Raw genomic sequence first — 16,934 nt, 5'->3', positions numbered from 1 at the left:
ATGTCCGCCCCGACGTCGCCCGAGCAGCAGCCCGCGCAGGAGGCCCCCCGGACCCGCGCCAACGTGCAGCGGATCCCGGCCTACGTGCCGGGGCGTCCGCCCACCGTGCGGCCCGGTCTCACGTCGTACAAGCTCTCCTCGAACGAGAACCCCTACCCGCCCCTGCCGGGGGTGGTCGAGGCGGCACACCGGGCCGTCGCGGAGATGAACCGCTACCCCGACATGGGCAACGCCGCGCTGTACGCCGCGCTCGCCGAGCGGCTCGAGGTCCCCGTCGAGGACCTCTCGGTGGCGACCGGCTCGGTGGCGCTGATCTACCAGCTGCTGAGCGCCTTCTGCGACCCCGGCGACGAGGTGGTCTACGCCTGGCGCTCCTTCGAGGCCTACCCGATCGCGGTCGCCGCCTCGGCCGCGACGTCGGTGCAGGTGCCGGTCACCGCGGAGGGCCGCCACGACCTCGACGCGATGGCCGCGGCGATCACCGAGCGCACCCGGGTGGTCCTGGTCTGCACCCCCAACAACCCCACCGGGCCCTCGCTCACCCAGGCCGAGCTCGACGCCTTCCTGGCGCGGGTGCCGGCGCGGGTGCTGGTCGTGGTCGACGAGGCCTACACCGAGTTCGTCCGGATGGACGACCCCGTCGACGGCCTGGCCACCTACCGCGCCCACCCCAACGTGGTGCTCACCCGCACCTTCTCCAAGGCCTACGGGCTGGCCGGGTTCCGGGTCGGGTACGCCGTGGCGCAGGCGCCGCTCGCGGCGGCCCTGCGCGCGGTCTCGCTGCCGTTCGGCGTCTCCGGGGTCGCCCAGGCGGCGGCGATCGCCTCGCTCGAGGCGGAGCCGGAGCTGCTCGCCCGGGTCGAGGCGCTGGTGGTCGAGCGGGCCCGGGTCGTCGAGGCCCTGGCGGCCGCCGGGTGGGACGTGCCCGAGGCGCAGGGCAACTTCGTGTGGCTGGAGCTGGGCGAGCGCACCGGCGAGTTCGCCGCGGCCGCCGAGGAGGCCGGGATCACGGTCCGCCCCTTCGTCGGGGAGGGCGTCCGGGCGAGCATCGGCGAGACCGAGGGCAACGACCGGCTGGTCGAGGTCGCGCGGCGCTTCGCCCGCTGAGCCGGGCACGACCTCAGCGCGCCGCCGACTCCTCGCTGCGGAGCGCCGCCGGACGCCGGTCCATGCCCTGGAAGGCCGGGTCGACCGTGGGCGCCATCGTGGCCAGGAAGTAGGCGGCACCGCAGGCGACCAGCGCCCAGCCCAACCCGAGCCAGCTGACCAGGACGCCGGCGACCAGTGCGCCGAACGGCATCCCGACGTAGCACAGCGCGGTGGTCAGCGAGGTCACCCGGCCGACCAGGTGCGAGGGGATCCGCTCGAAGATGACCGCACCGAGCACCGGGTTGATGAAGCCGGCGGCCGCACCGCCGACGACGCTGACCGCCAGCACCGCCCACAGCGGAGCCTCCAGGGCGAGCACCACGAACCGGGGTGCCCCGCAGAGCAGGAACGCGAACAGGTAGGTGCGGAAGCGAGGCAGCCGCGCGCCCCAGGCCGCCGCGGCCAGCGAGCCGGCGATCGAGGCGCCGCTGAAGACCGCGAAGACCAGGCCGACCATCTCCACGCCGGCCCCCGACTCCTTCGCCCACACCGGCACCAGCAGCCCGGAGTAGGCCATGTCCAGCAGGTTGGTGAGCGCCACCATGGCCGAGATCGCCACCAGCACCCGGTCGTGGCGCAGGAAGTCCCAGCCCAGGCGCAGGTCGGTCCAGTAGCCGCCTGCCTCGGCACTCGCACTCGCGCCTGCGTCGGCACCCGCGCCGGGCTCCGGCGTACGGCGCGGCGGGGCGACGCGCCGGGTGGACCACGCCAGCACCAGCGCGGCGACCCCGAACGACAGCGCGTCGACGATCAGCGCGTTGGCGGCCCCGACCCAGGCCACCAGCCCGCCGGCGAGGGCGGCGCCGAGCATCCCGGCGGTCCGCTCGACGGTCGAGGAGAGCCCGGTGGCGCGCTCCATCGGCACCGCGCAGTGCTCCACCAGCACCGGCACGTAGGCGTGCTTGGCGGCGTCGCCGGGTCCGCGGAAGGCGCCCGCGAGCGCGACCAGCACCAGCAGCAGCGGGAACGAGAGCGCGCCCAGGGAGTGCAGCAGCGGGATCGACCCGACCACCAGCACGCTGGCCAGGTCGCAGCCGATGCTCACCCGGCGCGGCCCCAGCCGGTCGATGATCGGTCCGCCGAGCGCCTTGAGCAGCACCAGCGGAGCCATCTCGGCGAACACGACGAGGCCGGTCTGGGTGGCGCTGCCGGTGGTGGTGAGCACGAACCAGGGGAGCGCGACCATCGAGACCCGGGTGCCGGTCAGCGAGATCGCCTCGGAGGTGAGCCATCCGTAGAGCGGCACGTGGTGGCGCGCCACCCGGGCCGTCATGGCGCGTCCGTGCTCTCGTCCGTGCTCGCGACCGGCCCCGACGCGGCGATGCGTCCGGGCCGGGGGAACGCGTGCAGGACCACGGTGTAGTCGGCGGCGCCCTCCTCCTCGGGCTCCTCCTCGACGTCCTCGATCACCGCGTCCAGCGCCTCGAGCAGCGCCTTCGCCCGGCGCGGGGTGAGTCGGATGCTCCAGTCGCTCAGCGTGGAGACGTCCTGCCACTCCGCCGGCACCAGCGGCCGCTCCTCGACGGCGCGCTGCAGCGTCTCGGTGTGCACGACGGCGACCGCCTGGGCGAAGGCGTCGTGGGCCTCGCGCTCCTCGGGCGCGGCGGGCAGGCTGGTCCGGGTGTACTGGTGGGCGGCCTTCCACCAGCGGTCCCGGCCGTTGCCGCGCTCGGTGTCCTCGGCCACGAAGCCGTGCTGGGCGAGCTGGCGCAGGTGGTAGGAGGTCGCGCCCGAGTTCAGGCCGAGCCGGGCCGCGAGCGTGGTGGCGGTGGCCGGCCCGTCGGAGCGCAGCAGGCCCAGCATCCGCAGCCGGACCGGGTGGCTGAGCGCCTTGAGGGCGGTGGCGTCGGGGGTGATCGAGGAGAGCTGCATGGCACCACCGTAGATCGCAAAGATTCGTTTGCAAATACTTCTTTGCAAACGAATCTTTGTGAATGACGAGGTGGTGGGGGCTGGCACGATGGGGCCATGAGCGAGTACACCCCGACGTACGTCGAGAAGGGCAAGGCCTTCGACCGGGACATGAACTACATCCCGGACCGGATCACCCGCGACGGGCGCGACGGCTGGCCGGTCGAGCCGGGCCGCTACCGGCTGATCGCGGCGCGCGCATGTCCGTGGGCCAACCGGGCGATCATCGTGCGCCACCTGCTCGGGCTCGAGGACGTGATCTCGCTGGGCACGCCGGGGCCCACCCACGACGCGCGCAGCTGGACCTTCGACCTCGACCCCGGCGGCGTCGACCCGGTGCTCGGCATCCAACGGCTGCAGGAGGCCTACTTCGCCCGCTACCCCGACTACCCGCGCGGGATCACCGTGCCGGCGATGGTCGAGGTGAGCAGCGGCAAGGTCGTCACCAACGACTTCCCGTGGATCACCCACGACCTCTTCTTCGAGTGGCGCGACTTCCACAAGCCCGGCGCGCCCGACCTGTGGCCCGAGGACTGCCGCGAGGAGATGGAGGAGGTGATGCAGCGGATCTTCACCGAGGTCAACAACGGCGTCTACCGGTGTGGGTTCGCCGGCTCCCAGGAGGCCTACGACGCCGCCTACGACCGGCTGTGGACCGCGCTGGACTGGCTCGAGGAGCGGCTCACCACCCGCCGCTACCTGATGGGCGAGGCGATCACGGAGGCCGACGTCCGGCTGTTCACCACGCTGGTCCGCTTCGACCCCGTCTACCACGGCCACTTCAAGTGCAACCGCCAGAAGCTGAGCGAGATGCCGGCGCTGTGGGGCTACGCCCGCGACCTCTTCCAGACCCCCGGGTTCGGGGAGACCGTGGACTTCGAGCAGATCAAGGCGCACTACTACGTGGTGCACACCGACATCAACCCGTCCGGGATCGTCCCGAAGGGTCCCGATCTGTCGGGCTGGACCAGCGAGCACGGGCGCGCGTCCCTAGGCTGAGCCCATGGGAGCTGGGCACGGGCACGGCGGGCACGGGCACGGGAGCCACGCGCGCGGCCGTGCCGAGGACCGGGCCCGGCTGCGGCTGGTGCTGCTGGTCACCGGCGTCGTCATGGTCGTGGAGCTGGTGGGCGCCTGGGTCACCGGGTCGCTGGCCCTGCTGGCCGACGCCGGGCACATGGCCACCGACGCCGGCGCGGTCGTGCTCGCGCTCGGGGCGTCGTACGTCGCGGCGCTGCGGCCCGGCCCGCGCTCGACGTTCGGCTACCACCGCGCCGAGATCCTGGCGGCGCTGCTCAACGCGCTCGTGCTGCTGGGGGTCTGCGGCTACGTCGCCTGGGCCGGCATCTCGCGGCTGGCCGAGCCGCAGCCGGTGGACGCCGGGCCGATGGTCGCCTTCGCCGCCGTCGGCCTGGTCGCCAACGCGGTGTCGCTGCTGGTGCTGAGCCGCTCCGAGACCGGCTCGCTGAACCTGCGCGGCGCGGCGGCGGAGGTGCTGGCGGACCTGTGGGGCTCGGTGCTGGCGATCGTGGCCGGGATCGTCATCCTCACCACCGGCTTCGAGCGCGCCGACGCGATCGCCTCGCTGCTGATCGCGGTGCTGGTCCTGCCGCGGGCCTGGCGGCTGGCGAAGGAGGCGGGCACGGTGCTGCTCGAGATCGCCCCGGCGGACCTACCGCTGGAGGAGGTGCGGTCCCACCTGCTGGCGATGCCGGGCGTCACCGACGTCCACGACCTGCACGCCTGGACGATCACCAGCGGGCTGCCCAGCCTGTCCGCGCACGTCACGGTCACCGACCAGGCGCTGGCCGAGCACGGCCTGGGCGGCATCCTCGACCGGCTGTGCGCGTGCCTGGCCAGCGACTTCGACGTGCGGCACGCGACGTTCCAGGTCGAGCCCGAGAGCCACCTCGAGCACGAGGACCTCGGCGAGACCCACTGAGCGGGTCGGCTCAGCGGGCGTCCTGCTCGGCGGCCTCGGCGAGCCGCTCCAGGGTCTTCTCGATGCCGCGCCGGTTGCCCCGCACGACGCCGAGCAGCTCGTAGAGCTTGGCCTGCGCGCCCGGCACGCCGGAGTAGTCGAAGCTCTCGGTGACGCGGGTGCCCGCGCCGGCCGGCTCCAGCTCGTAGCGCCACACGTGGCCGCCGGGGTGGCGCCAGGCGATGCGGCGGCCCTCCTCGAACTCCACGACCTCGCTGGTGATCTTGTAGGGCGCGACCCGCTTCATGTCCATCCCGAAGCGGGCGCCCTGGGTGAGCCGGTCGGGACCGGTGTGGACCTTGCGGACGGTGCCCGACCCGTCGATGCGGGGGTGCTGGCGCGGGTCGGCCAGGATCTCGAAGACCGTCGCGGGCGGCGCGGTGACGGTGGCGGACGAGGAGACGATGCGTGTGGTCATCCTCCGACTGTAGGGGGCCGGGCGCCGGGAGGGATTCGCGCGCGCGGGCACGGAGCGCTACGTTCTCCCTGAGCGCACGGTGTGGCCCCGCTCACACGCTGACGGGGTCACGCCGTGGGCTTCACCCGCAGGAGCAGTCAGGTCCGGGTGCGACGGCACACCACCCCCGTGTCGGCCACTCCGGCTTCCCGCCCGGCGACGGGAACCCCGTCGGCGGTGACCCGAAGGAGTGCATCGTGAGCCACACCCGTCCGTTCGGCCCGGACCTGGTCGAGGCCTTCGGTCCCTCGCAGCACGACGGTGGACCGGAGCTGGTGCAGCTCCTGACGCCCGAGGGCGAGCGCGTCGAGCACGCCGACTTCGCCTTCGGCGCCGGGCTGGGCGCGGAGGAGGAGGCGGCCACCATCCGCGGGCTCTACCGCGACATGGTGCTGACCCGCCGCATCGACACCGAGGCCACCGCCCTGCAGCGCCACGGCGAGCTCGGGATCTGGGCCCAGCTGCTCGGCCAGGAGGCGGCCCAGATCGGCGCGGGACGCGCGCTGCGACCCCAGGACTTCGTCTTCCCGACCTACCGCGAGCACGGCGTGGCCTGGTGCCGCGGGGTCGACCCGCTCGACCTGCTGGGCCTGTTCCGCGGGGTCGACCAGGGGCGCTGGGACCCCGCCGAGCACAACTTCGGCCTCTACACGATCGTGATCGGCGCGCAGACCCTGCACGCCACCGGCTACGCGATGGGGGTGCAGCGAGACGGCGCGGTCGGCACCGGCGACCCCGAGCGCGACACCGCGGTGGTGGCCCACTTCGGCGACGGCGCCTCCTCGCAGGGCGACGTGAACGAGGCGTTCATCTTCGCGGCCTCCTACAACGCGCCGGTGGTGTTCTTCTGCCAGAACAACCAGTGGGCGATCTCGGAGCCCATCGAGCGCCAGAGCCGGATCCCGCTCTACCAGCGGGCGCTCGGCTTCGGCTTCCCCGGGGTCCGTGTCGACGGCAACGACGTGCTCGCGACGTACGCCGTGACGCAGGCGGCGCTGCAGCGCGCCCGCGACGGCCAGGGCCCGACGCTGGTCGAGGCCTACACCTACCGGATGGGCGCGCACACCACCACCGACGACCCGACCCGCTACCGGGTCAGCGACGACGTGGAGCGCTGGAAGCTCAAGGACCCGATCGCGCGGGTCAAGGTCTACCTGACCCGCAACGGGCTGGCCGACGACGCGTTCTTCGACGCCGTCGGCGACGAGGCCGACGACCTGGGCGCCCGGCTGCGCGACGGGTGCAAGGCGCTGCCGGATCCGGGACCGCTGAGCATCTTCGACCACGTCTTCGCCGAGCAGACCGCCGAGCTGGCCGAGCAGCGGGCCGGGTACGCGGCGTACCTGGACGGCTTCGAGGGCGACGGCACCGAGGAGGCGCTGCGATGAGCACGCAGCGGATCACGCTGGCCAGGGGGCTCAACCTGGGCCTGCGCCGCGCCATGGAGGACAGCCCCAAGGTGCTGCTGATGGGCGAGGACGTCGGCAAGCTCGGCGGCGTCTTCCGGATCACCGACGGGCTGCAGAAGGACTTCGGCGAGGACCGGGTGATCGACTCGCCGCTCGCCGAGTCCGGCATCGTCGGCACCGCGGTGGGCCTGGCGATGCGCGGCTACCGCCCGGTGGTGGAGATCCAGTTCGACGGGTTCGTCTACCCCGCCTACGACCAGATCGTCTGCCAGGTCGCCAAGCTGTGCTTCCGCAGCCAGGGCAAGGTCCCGATGCCGATCGTGATCCGGATCCCGTTCGGCGGCGGCATCGGCGCGGTCGAGCACCACTCCGAGTCGCCGGAGGCGCAGTTCGCGCACACCCCGGGGCTCAAGGTGGTGGCCTGCTCGAACCCGGTCGACGGCTACTGGATGATCCAGCAGGCCATCGCCTGCGACGACCCGGTGATCTTCCTGGAGCCCAAGCGGCAGTACCACGCCGACAAGGCCGACCTGGACGAGACGCAGAGCCTCAGCAGCGCCGCCCCGCTGTTCACCTCGCGGGTGGTGCGCCGCGGCTCCGACCTGACCCTGCTGTCCTACGGTCCGATGGTGAAGACGTGCCTCAAGGCCGCCGAGGTCGCCGCCGGCGAGGGCCGCTCGGTCGAGGTGATCGACCTGCGCACGCTCTCGCCGCTGGACATGGAGCCGGTGCTGGAGTCGGTGACCCGGACCGGGCGGGCCGTGGTCGCCCACGAGGCGCACGTGAACCTGGGGCTGGGCGCCGAGCTCTCGGCGCGGATCACCGAGCAGTGCTTCTACTCCCTGGAGGCCCCGGTGCTGCGCGTCGGCGGCTTCGACACCCCCTACCCGCCGTCCCGGATCGAGGAGTCGTTCCTCCCCGACGTGGACCGGGTGCTCGACGCCGTCGATCGTTCCCTCGAGTTCTGAGCAGGAGAGCCTGAATGCCCGAGTACCTGCTGCCCGACGTCGGCGAGGGCCTGATCGAGGCCGAGATCGTCTCCTGGAAGGTCAAGATCGGCGACGTCGTGGCGATCAACGACGTCGTCGTCGAGATCGAGACCGCCAAGTCGCTGGTCGAGCTGCCCTCGCCGTACGCCGGACGGGTCACCGCCCTGCTCGTCGAGGAGGGCCAGACCGTCGACGTGGGCGCCCCGATCATCGCGATCGGCGAGCCCGCCGCGCGGCCCTCGACCGACCCGATCGACACCAACGTCCCCCCGGAGGGCAACCCCACCCTGGTCGGCTACGGCCCCCGCGAGGTCGTCGCCCGCCGCCGCGCCCGCAAGGGCTCCGCCTCGCCCTCCAGCCCGGCCGCCGCCGCCACCCAGATGCAGGTCCAGGGCGCCTTCGCCGCCGGCGGCGCCCAGTCCGACGCCGTCGTCGAGGGCGACGAGCCCGCCGTCCCCGCCACCCCAGCCCCACCCCCCACCCCAGCCCCAACCCCCACCCCAGCCCCACCCCCCACCCCCGCGCGACCCGTCACTCCCTCGACCAACACGCCGGGGGCTGGCGGCGTCAGTGACGGGTCGGTCCGGATGCTGGCCAAGCCGCCGGTGCGGAAGCTGGCCAAGGACCTGGGCATCGACCTCGCCACGCTGACCCCGACCGGACCGCACGGCACGGTCAGCCGCGCCGACGTGGAGCAGGCCGCCGCGACCGCTTCTGCTCCCGGGGCCGCGCCGGCGACGTCGTACGACGTGGGTGAGCGGCGCGAGTGGCGCGAGCCGGTGAAGGGCGTGCGGAAGATGATGGCGTCCGCGATGGTCGGCTCGGCCTTCACCGCCCCGCACGTCACCGAGTGGGTGACCGTCGACATCACCCGCACGATGGAGCTGGTCGAACGGCTGCGCGAGCGCCGTGAGCTGCGCGAACTGAAGGTGTCGCCGCTGCTGGTGCTGGCGCGCGCGGCGATGCTCGCGATGCGCCGTACGCCGGAGATCAACTCCTGGTGGGACGAGGCCGCCCAGGAGGTCGTCTATCGCAGCTACGTCAACCTCGGCATCGCCGCCGCCACGCCGCGCGGGCTCGTCGTACCGAACGTCAAGGAGGCGCAGGACCTCTCGCTGTCCGACCTGGCCGCAGCGCTCGGCGAGCTCACGTCGACCGCCCGCGAGGGCCGCACCCAGCCGGGCGAGATGAGTGGCGGGACGTTCACGATCACCAACGTGGGCGTCTTCGGCGTCGACGCGGGCACCCCGATCATCAACCCTGGCGAGTCGGCGATCCTCTGCTTCGGAGCCGTGCGCAAGCAGCCCTGGGTGGTCGAGCGCGACGGCGTCGACGAGATCGCGGTACGGCAGGTGACGACGCTGGCGCTGGCCTTCGACCACCGCCACATCGACGGGGAGAAGGGCTCGCGGTTCCTCACCGACGTGGCCGGGATCCTGGACGACCCGGGGACTGCGCTGTTGTTCTGAGGTGGGTGGGGGCGGTGGGGCCTCGGGGCTGCCGGAGGTCGGGCTGCGGTCGGGGGCATCGTCGATTGGTCAGAGGCGGCGGGTGATTCGCCGGATTTCCCTCCGTTGGGGACCAAACGGCGCCTGCTTCGCGGGGTTCAGCGACGTGAGGTCCTGCCGGCGTCGGAGCGGGCGCCGATTGGTCAGAAACGGAGGGTTCTCGCGCCGATTTCTCTCCGTTGGGGACCAAACGGCAGAGGGGTGGGCGGCGGGGGTTCGTCAGCCGGACGCCCGCCGCTCTGGTAGATCAGTCAGATGCCCTCCACCACCGCAGAGCGTGAGATCACCGAGCCCGTCGACCTGTGCCTGCCGTCGGGGCGCCTGAACCCGGCGGCCGTCGGCTGGACCCGTACGCCGCTGCATCGGGCCAACCTGCGTGGGTGGGGGCGCACCAAGCGCTGGGAGTACTGGGGCGTGATCACGCCGACCCACGTGCTCGGGTTGGTGGTCTCCTCCCTGGACTACGCGGGGGTGCACAGCCTCTACCTGCTCGAGCGCGCCACCGGGCGTGAGCGCACGGCCGAGGCGACGGTGCCGCTGGCCCGGGGCGTGGTGCTGGCCGACCGCTGCGGGGAGGGTACGGCGCGCGGCGGCGGCGCGGGGCTGGACATCGAGCTCCGGCAGACGCCCACCGGCGTCAGGATCCTGGCCGTGGCGCCGGGTCTGCAGGTCGACCTGGTGGCGCCGAGCGTGCCCGGCCACGAGGCGCTGGGGGTGGTGGTGCCCTGGAGCGATCGGCTGTTCCAGTACACCGTCAAGGACGTCGCCCGCCCGGTCACCGGCCGGATCGTCGTCGACGGCCAGGCGCACGACGTCGACGCGCAGGACTCCTTCGCCGTACTCGACCACGGCCGGGGGCGCTGGCCCTACGTGATCACCTGGAACTGGGCGGCGGGCAGCGGCCTGGTCGCGGGGCGCCGGCTCGGCATCCAGCTCGGCGGCCGGTGGACCGACGGCACCGGCTCGACGGAGAACGCGCTGCTGGTCGACGGCCGGCTGCACAAGATCGGCGACGACCTCGCGTGGGACTACGACCGCGAGGACTGGACCCGCCCGTGGCGCATCCGCGGGCCGCGCGTCGAGGCCACGCTCACGCCGTTCCACGAGCGGGTCTCGCGCACCAACCTCGGCGTCGTCGGTGCGGAGACCCACCAGCTGTTCGGGCACTTCAGCGGGTGGGCCGCCACCGACGACGGCGCCACCGTGGCCCTCGACGGGCTGGTCGGGTGGGCCGAGGAGGCCCGCAACCGCTGGTGACGGCTCGGGTGACGACTCGGGTGATCGCTCAGGTGTAGCGCTGGCTGCGCTGCTCGGCGGTGCCCGCGCCGCGCTCGAGCAGCCCGGCGAGCTCGTACTCGAGCACCAGACCGAGGCGCCGGCAGAACGCCTCCGGCTCGTCGGCCGCGTCCGGCTGCTCGGCGACGATCCGGTCGACGATCCCGCGTGCGTGCAGATCGATCGCGCGGACCTTCTGCGCGCGGGCCATCTCCGGGGCGTGGTCGAGGTCGCGGTGCACGATCGCGCTGGCCCCCTCGGGCGGCAGCGGGGAGAGCCAGGCGTGCTGCGCCGCGATCACCCGGTCGGCGGGGAGGAACGCGAGCGCGCCCCCGCCGTTGCCCTCGCCGAGCATCAGGCACAGCGTGGGTGCGTCGAGGGTGACCAGGTCGGACAGGCACCGGGCGATCTCGCCGGCCAGCCCGCCGTTCTCGGCGTCGACCGACAGCGCCGCGCCCTGGGTGTCGATGACCGTGACCAGCGGCAGCCCGAGCTCCGAGGCAAGCCGCATCCCGCGCCGTGCCTCGCGCAGCGCCTCCGGGCCCATCGGGTGGTCCTTGGTCTGGCCGCGACGGTCCTGGCCCAGGAACACACACGGCGCGTCACCGAAGCGGGCCAGCGCGATGAGCAGGCCAGGGTCGGCCTCGCCCTGGCCGGTGCCGTTGAGCGGTACGACGTCGGTGGCGGCGTGGCGCAGCAGGCGTCGTACGCCGGGGCGCTCCTGACGCCGGGACCGGGTGACGGCGTCCCACGTCTCGACGTCGGGGACCGCCTCGTCGGCGGGGGCCGGGACGGCGGCGATGCCGGTGCGCGGGGCCATCAGGATGCGCAGCGCCCGGTCGAGGATGTCGCCGATCTCCTCCGGCGGCACCACCGCGTCGATGATGCCGTGCGCGTAGAGGTTCTCCGAGGTTTGCACGCCGGCGGGGAACGGCTTGCCGTACAGCGCCTCGTAGACCCGCGGCCCGAGGAAGCCGACCAGCGCGCCGGGCTCGGCGACCGTGACGTGGCCCAGCGATCCCCACGAGGCCATCACCCCGCCGGTCGTGGGGTGGCGCAGGTAGACGAGGTAGGGCAGAGCCGCCTCCTTGTGCGCGGCCACGGCGGCGGTGATCCGGACCATCTGCACGAACGCCGGGGTGCCCTCCTGCATCCGGGTCCCCCCGCTCACCGGGGCGGCCAGCAGCGGCAGCCCCTCGGCGGTGGCGCGCTCGATCGAGGCGACCAGCCGGTCGGCGGCGGCGCGACCGATCGAGCCGGCCAGGAACCCGAACTCGCCCAGCACGACGGCCACCCGCCGACCGCGCAGCAGGCCCTCGCCGGTCAGCACCGACTCGTCGGCGCCGCTCTTCTGCGCCGCGCGGGCCAGCTCCGCGGCGTACTCCTCGGAGAGCTCGCCCCGTACCGGCGCGACGTCCCAGGAGGTCCAGGACCCGTCGTCGAGGACGAGATCGATCAGGTCGCGAGCGGTGAGCCGGGTGCGGGGCTGGGCGGTCATGCCCGCAGGCTAGGGCACCGCGCCGGTCGCTGACGCTGGCGACAACAGGTGAAAAGTGGGGGTGCCGATTGGCAGACCTGTGCCTGTGGGGTCGGCGGGTGCGCGGTGCGGGTTTCACGAGTTACCTCGTGAAACCCGTACTTCCCACATGAAGGAACACGTGGGAAGTACGGGTTTCGTGTGGTCAGTTCCCGGCCTCGCGCATCTAGGGCCACGCAGGTCCCAGGGGTCCCGTGGAGCGCAGATTTCACGAGTTAACGTGTGAAAGCCTCACGCACGCCTCACCACCTCGCCCACGCCGCCAGCAGCTCGGCCTCCTCGCTCCGGGTCAGCCCGGCGACGGGCGCGTCGGGGGTACGGCGCAGCCAGGCGAGGGTGTCGCGGGCGACCTCGGCCACCGGTCGGGAGACCAGGCCGGACTCCGCGGCCGGGGCCGGGTCGTGGGCGAGCATCCCGGCGTACTCCGGCAACGGCAGCCACAGCGGCAGCGAGCGCGGCCCCGCCCACGGCTCCACGTGCTGGGCGAGCAGGAACTCCTGGGACGCCCAGGTCGGGGTGGCCTCGACCCCGACGCCGGCGGCGACCTGCGCGAGCAGCTCGGCGCGGGTCAGCTGCGGGCCGACGGCGTCGACGAGCCCGGTGGTATGACGCGCGGCGGCGTCGACGATCCAGCCGGCGAGGTCGTGCACGTCGACGATCTGGACCACGTCGTCGGGCGAGCCGGGAGCGAGCACCTCCGGGTGCGCCCCGACGTCGGCCAGCCGGGCCGGCCAGTAGCTGAACCGGCCCGAGGGATCGCCGGGGCCGCTGACCAGGCCCGGGCGGACGATCAACGACGAGGCGGCGCCGGCGAGCACCGCGCGCTCGCAGGCGACCTTGGCCGCGCCGTACCGCTCGGGGGAGGTCATCGCGTCCTCGTCGGCGGCCAGGTCGATCGGGTCCAGCAGCGGGGTGAGGCCGGGTCGTCCGTTCGGGGTCGCGTGGTCGGCGTAGGCGCTGATCGAGGAGACGAACACCCAGTGCGCCCGCGGCAGCGCGGCCACCGCCGCACGCACCCAGGCCGGGTTGCGGGCGACGTCGACGACCGCGTCGACCTCGCCGATTGCCGCGAGCGCCGACGCGTCGTCGCGGACCCGGTCGAGGGCGACGTGCCGCACCCCCTCCGGCAGCGCGCCGGAGCTGCCCCGGCAGGCCGCGACCACGTCGTGACCGCGCTGTACGGCGGCGGCCGCGACGGCGCGGGAGAGGAAGACGGTGCCGCCCAGGACCAGGAGTCGCATGGCTCCAGACAACCGCGCCCCGGCGCCCCCGGCAAGCTGGACGGGCCGCTGCCCGACGACATCCGTCCCGCCGACGCCATCGAGGGCAACAAGACCCGCTACGAGCTGGCCGTCAGGCTCGCCCGCCGGGAGAACCTCACCGTGCGCGAGCTGCTGCTGCGCCTGGGCGGCGGCCGCGGCCACCGCAGCTTCGTGGGCACCCCCGAGCAGGTGGCCGACACCATCGAGCAGTGGTTCACCGGCGGTGCGGCCGACGGGTTCAACGTGATGCCGCCGGCGCTGCCGGTCGGCCTCGAGGTGTTCGTCGACCACGTCGTGCCGATCCTGCAGCAGCGCGGGCTGTTCCGCCGCGAGTACGCCGGGCGCACGCTGCGCGAGCACTACGGCCTGCCGGTGCCGGCCAGCGGGGCCCGCTCGTCGAGCAGCCAGGCGTCGAAGAACGAGGTGAGCTCCTCGCCGGTCTCCTCCTCGATCCAGGCCAGGTAGTCCGCGCGGGTGGCCTGGGCGTTGTCCCGCTCACGCGGCCAGGCCCGCACCATCGCCCAGAACACCTCGTCGTCGAGCCGGCCGCGCAGCTCGTGCCACATCAGGGCGGGGGAGTAGTAGACGTTGCTGGCCCCGAACGCGTCACGGTCGAAGTCGCCCGGCGGCCCGGCCTCCTCGCGCAGCCCAGGCTCCAGCGCCGCCCACTCGTCCATCACCGCGTCCACCGGGCGGCCCTCCTCCTCGGCCTCCCAGAGGCCCTGCAGGTAGGTCGCCATGCCCTCGTTCATCCACAGGTCGCGCCAGTCGGCGGGGGTGACCTGGTTGCCGTACCACTGGTGCACCACCTCGTGGACGAGCACCGCGGTGGACAGCGCGTAGTCGGTGTTGCCCAGCGTGATCAGCGTCTGCGTCTCCATCGCGCTCGCGGCGTCCACCACGACCGCGCCGAGCGAGGAGAACGGGTAGGGCCCGAGCCGCTCCTCGACCCAGTCCAGCACCCGGGCGGTGTGCTGGACCGCCGCGCGGGCCGCGACGTCGTCGCGCGGGGTCCAGTAGGTCAGCGGCACCCCGCCCGCGGAGGTGGCCGAGGTCGCCGCCAGGTCGCCGATGGCCAGCGTCACCACGTACGACGCGGCCGGCTCGTCGAGCTGCCAGCCGGTCCTGGTGCGCCCCGCGGACTCCTCCCAGCCGGTCAGCAGCCCGTTGCTGACGCCCACCCACGGCGCGTCGACGGTGACCTCGACGTCGTAGAACGCCTCGTCGGAGGGGTGGTCGTTGACCGGGTACCAGGTGTAGGCCCCGAAGGGCTCCTGCATCGTCCACACCTCGCCGGCGGGCGTGGTCCGCCAGCCCACCTGGGCGGAGTCGGTGCGGCGGGTCGGGGCGCGCACCGGGCGCGGGGAGCCGGAGTAGGACACCTGCACCAGGTAGCGCCGGTCGCGCGAGACCGGGGCCAGCACCCGCAGGTCCTTGCCGTCGTGGCGGTGCGCGACAGCCACGCCGTCGACCTCGACCGAGGCCACCTCCAGCGCCTCGCCGAGGTCGAGGCGGAACGACGCGGCGTCCGTGGTGGCCCGGAACCGCACCCGCGCCACCGCGTCGAGGGTGCGTGTGGCGCGGGTCCAGTCGAGGCTCAGGTCGTAGTGCAGGGCGTCCACGACAGGGTCGCCGACCTCGGGGTAGAGGCTGTCCTCGCGCGGCTCGTCCTCGGCCAGCGCGAGGTCGGGGGCGCGGGCGGGGTGCAGGGCCGGGCCCGCGTCGCTGCGCGGCTCGTCCCCGGCGCGCTGGTCCCCGCGGCTGAGCACGACGCCGCTCACGCCGAGCAGCACGACGACGCTCAGGGCGAGCCCGGACGCCGCGACGACGCTCCGTGCCCGCCTGGTCATCCCCGCGCCCTCGCCGTCATGGCGACACGGTAGCGGCCGGGCCGGGGTGGGGCAGGGACGGCGACGCGCCTAGCGTTAGCCCCATGACGAGCTTCCTGCTGCGCCAGGCCCGGCTGGTGCCGATCGGCGCCGTGGCTGTCCCCGACGCCCCCGTCGACGTGCTCGTCGAGGACGGCACGGTGCGCGCGGTCGGCCCGCAGCTGCCGCGTCCGGCGGGCCTGGAGGAGGTCGACGCCGGCGGGCGCTGGCTGATCCCGGGCCTGTGGGACGCCCACGTCCACCTCGGCCAGTGGACGCTGGCCTCGCAGCGCCTCGACCTCGCCCGGACCCGCTCGCCCGAGGACGCCACCCGGATGGTGGCGCGCCGGGTCGCGGAGTACCCCGGCCAGCCGGTGATCGGCTGGGGGCATCGCTCCGGGGGCTGGGAGCGGGAGGTGACCGTCTCCGAGCTCGACGCCGTCTCCGGCGACAGTGCGGTGGTGCTGATCAGCGGCGACGGGCACCACGCCTGGCTCAACACGACCGCGCTGATGCACCTCGCGCTGCCGGTGCGGGACTCGGTGGTGCGCGAGGCGGAGTGGTTCGCGGTCTATCCCCGGCTGGCCACGCTGGTCGGCAACGACGGCACCTCGCCGCAGGCCTACCGCCGTACCCTCGACGCGGCGGCAGCGATCGGGGTGACCGGCCTGGTGGACTTCGAGTTCAGCGGGGGGCCGCTGGAGTGGGCCGAGCGCTGGGGGCAGGACTGCGACCCGCTGCGGGTCCGGGTGGCCGCCTACGCCGACACCCTGGACGCGGTCATCGCGGCCGGGTTGCGCACCGGCGACACCCTCCCCGGCTGCGACGACCGGGCGACGATGGGCCCGCTGAAGATCATCTCCGACGGCTCGCTGAACACCCGGACCGCGTGGTGCTGCCAGCCCTACGCCGACGCGCACCGCCTGGAGTACCCCTGCGGGCAGCCCAACGTCTCGCCCGAGGAGCTGCGCGGGCTGCTGTCCCGGGCGCACGCAGCCGGCATCGAGGTCGCCACCCACGCGATCGGGGACGCCGCCGTCGCCGAGGCGCTGGCGGCGTACGGCGACACCGGCGCGCGCGGCTCGATCGAGCACGCCCAGATGGTGGGCCGCGACGACGTACGGCGGATGGCCGAGCTGGGCGTGCGCGCCAGCATCCAGCCCGCGCACCTGCTCGACGACCGCGACCTGACCGAGAAGATCTGGCAGGAGCGCTCCGCGCGGTGCTTCGCGTTCCGCTGGATGCTCGACGACGGCGTCACGCTGGCGATGGGCTCCGACGCGCCGGTCTCGCCGCTGGACCCGTGGCTGGCGATGGCGGCCGCGGTGCACCGTAGCGCCGACGAGCGCGACGCCTGGCACCCCGAGCACGCGCTCAGCGCCGCCGAGGCGCTCGCCGCCTCGGTCGACGGTCAGCCCACCGTCCAGCCCGGCTCGCGCGGCGACCTGGCGCTGCTCGACGCCGACCCGCTCGAGGCCGGGGACGACGGGGGCCCCGAGGGCGCCGAGCGCGCCGCCGCCCGGCTGCGGCACATGTCGGTCGCCGCCACCTGGGTCGCCGGGATCAACGTGCACAGCACCCTGTGACC

15 protein-coding genes are annotated in these 16,934 nt (G+C 73.9%); 9 read left to right on the top strand and 6 right to left on the bottom strand.

The window, feature by feature from the left end:
* Nucleotides 1–1,107 (top strand): histidinol-phosphate transaminase, encoded by a 1,107-nt coding sequence (gene hisC / locus AC6EI4_RS16680; protein WP_498452148.1) that lies wholly within the window; start codon nt 1–3, stop codon nt 1,105–1,107.
* A gap of 13 nt (nt 1,108–1,120) precedes the next feature.
* Here hisC and AC6EI4_RS16675 read toward each other — a convergent pair whose 3' ends face one another.
* Both AC6EI4_RS16675 and AC6EI4_RS16670 read right to left on the bottom strand, forming a co-directional pair.
* The gene (locus AC6EI4_RS16675; RefSeq protein WP_498452147.1) at nt 1,121–2,422 is read right to left on the bottom strand and encodes an MFS transporter; all 1,302 of its coding nucleotides are present in this window, start codon (nt 2,420–2,422) and stop codon (nt 1,121–1,123) included.
* The gene (locus AC6EI4_RS16670; RefSeq protein WP_498419740.1) at nt 2,419–3,021 is read right to left on the bottom strand and encodes a helix-turn-helix domain-containing protein; all 603 of its coding nucleotides are present in this window, start codon (nt 3,019–3,021) and stop codon (nt 2,419–2,421) included. The genes AC6EI4_RS16675 and AC6EI4_RS16670 overlap by 4 nt, the downstream gene beginning before the upstream one ends.
* A 96-nt stretch (nt 3,022–3,117) precedes the next feature.
* On the opposite strand from AC6EI4_RS16670, the gene AC6EI4_RS16665 reads away from it, so the two are divergent.
* On the top strand, nt 3,118–4,059 hold the full coding sequence (locus AC6EI4_RS16665) for a glutathione S-transferase family protein (RefSeq protein ID WP_498452146.1): 942 nt from the start codon (nt 3,118–3,120) through the stop codon (nt 4,057–4,059).
* 4 nt (nt 4,060–4,063) lie between these two features.
* A complete protein-coding gene (locus AC6EI4_RS16660) occupies nt 4,064–5,002 on the top strand; it encodes a cation diffusion facilitator family transporter (protein WP_498452145.1) in 939 nt (312 codons plus the stop codon).
* A gap of 10 nt (nt 5,003–5,012) precedes the next feature.
* Here AC6EI4_RS16660 and AC6EI4_RS16655 read toward each other — a convergent pair whose 3' ends face one another.
* Complete coding sequence (locus AC6EI4_RS16655; protein ID WP_498452144.1) at nt 5,013–5,459, bottom strand: SRPBCC family protein; 447 nt, start codon at nt 5,457–5,459, stop codon at nt 5,013–5,015.
* Between the two features lie 236 nt (nt 5,460–5,695).
* Here AC6EI4_RS16655 and pdhA point away from each other — a divergent pair, with 236 nt between their 5' ends.
* From pdhA to AC6EI4_RS16635, 4 genes are all read left to right on the top strand, one after another.
* The gene (gene pdhA, locus AC6EI4_RS16650) at nt 5,696–6,886 is read left to right on the top strand and encodes a pyruvate dehydrogenase (acetyl-transferring) E1 component subunit alpha (RefSeq protein WP_498419733.1); all 1,191 of its coding nucleotides are present in this window, start codon (nt 5,696–5,698) and stop codon (nt 6,884–6,886) included.
* Entirely contained in the window at nt 6,883–7,875 is a 993-nt protein-coding gene (locus AC6EI4_RS16645) for an alpha-ketoacid dehydrogenase subunit beta (protein WP_498419731.1), read from the top strand. The genes pdhA and AC6EI4_RS16645 overlap by 4 nt, the downstream gene beginning before the upstream one ends.
* A 14-nt stretch (nt 7,876–7,889) precedes the next feature.
* Nucleotides 7,890–9,365, top strand: coding sequence for a dihydrolipoamide acetyltransferase family protein (locus AC6EI4_RS16640; protein WP_498452143.1), 1,476 nt, complete (start codon nt 7,890–7,892; stop codon nt 9,363–9,365).
* A gap of 294 nt (nt 9,366–9,659) precedes the next feature.
* Nucleotides 9,660–10,661, top strand: coding sequence for a DUF2804 domain-containing protein (locus AC6EI4_RS16635; RefSeq protein WP_498419727.1), 1,002 nt, complete (start codon nt 9,660–9,662; stop codon nt 10,659–10,661).
* 28 nt (nt 10,662–10,689) lie between these two features.
* Here the strand turns inward: AC6EI4_RS16635 and AC6EI4_RS16630 are convergent, their stop codons facing one another.
* The gene (locus AC6EI4_RS16630) at nt 10,690–12,177 is read right to left on the bottom strand and encodes a carboxyl transferase domain-containing protein (RefSeq protein WP_498452142.1); all 1,488 of its coding nucleotides are present in this window, start codon (nt 12,175–12,177) and stop codon (nt 10,690–10,692) included.
* Nucleotides 12,178–12,458: 281 nt separating this feature from the next.
* Entirely contained in the window at nt 12,459–13,457 is a 999-nt protein-coding gene (locus AC6EI4_RS16625) for an NAD-dependent epimerase/dehydratase family protein (RefSeq protein ID WP_498452141.1), read from the bottom strand.
* On the opposite strand from AC6EI4_RS16625, the gene AC6EI4_RS16620 reads away from it, so the two are divergent.
* Nucleotides 13,383–13,943 (top strand): hypothetical protein, encoded by a 561-nt coding sequence (locus AC6EI4_RS16620; protein ID WP_498452140.1) that lies wholly within the window; start codon nt 13,383–13,385, stop codon nt 13,941–13,943. The genes AC6EI4_RS16625 and AC6EI4_RS16620 overlap by 75 nt on opposite strands.
* On the opposite strand, the gene AC6EI4_RS16615 is transcribed toward AC6EI4_RS16620, so the two are convergent.
* Nucleotides 13,838–15,328 carry a M1 family metallopeptidase gene (locus AC6EI4_RS16615; RefSeq protein WP_498452139.1) on the bottom strand — a complete coding sequence of 497 codons (1,491 nt, stop codon included), beginning with the start codon at nt 15,326–15,328 and terminating at the stop codon, nt 13,838–13,840. The genes AC6EI4_RS16620 and AC6EI4_RS16615 overlap by 106 nt on opposite strands.
* Before the next feature lie 83 nt (nt 15,329–15,411).
* On the opposite strand from AC6EI4_RS16615, the gene AC6EI4_RS16610 reads away from it, so the two are divergent.
* Entirely contained in the window at nt 15,412–16,932 is a 1,521-nt protein-coding gene (locus AC6EI4_RS16610) for an amidohydrolase (RefSeq protein WP_498419718.1), read from the top strand.
* Nucleotides 16,933–16,934 lie beyond the last annotated feature (2 nt).

It is taken from the genome of Nocardioides sp. Z43_10 (assembly GCF_059766615.1).
Note: the sequence above shows the minus strand (reverse complement) of the source record. Positions and strands in the feature narration are given on the sequence as shown.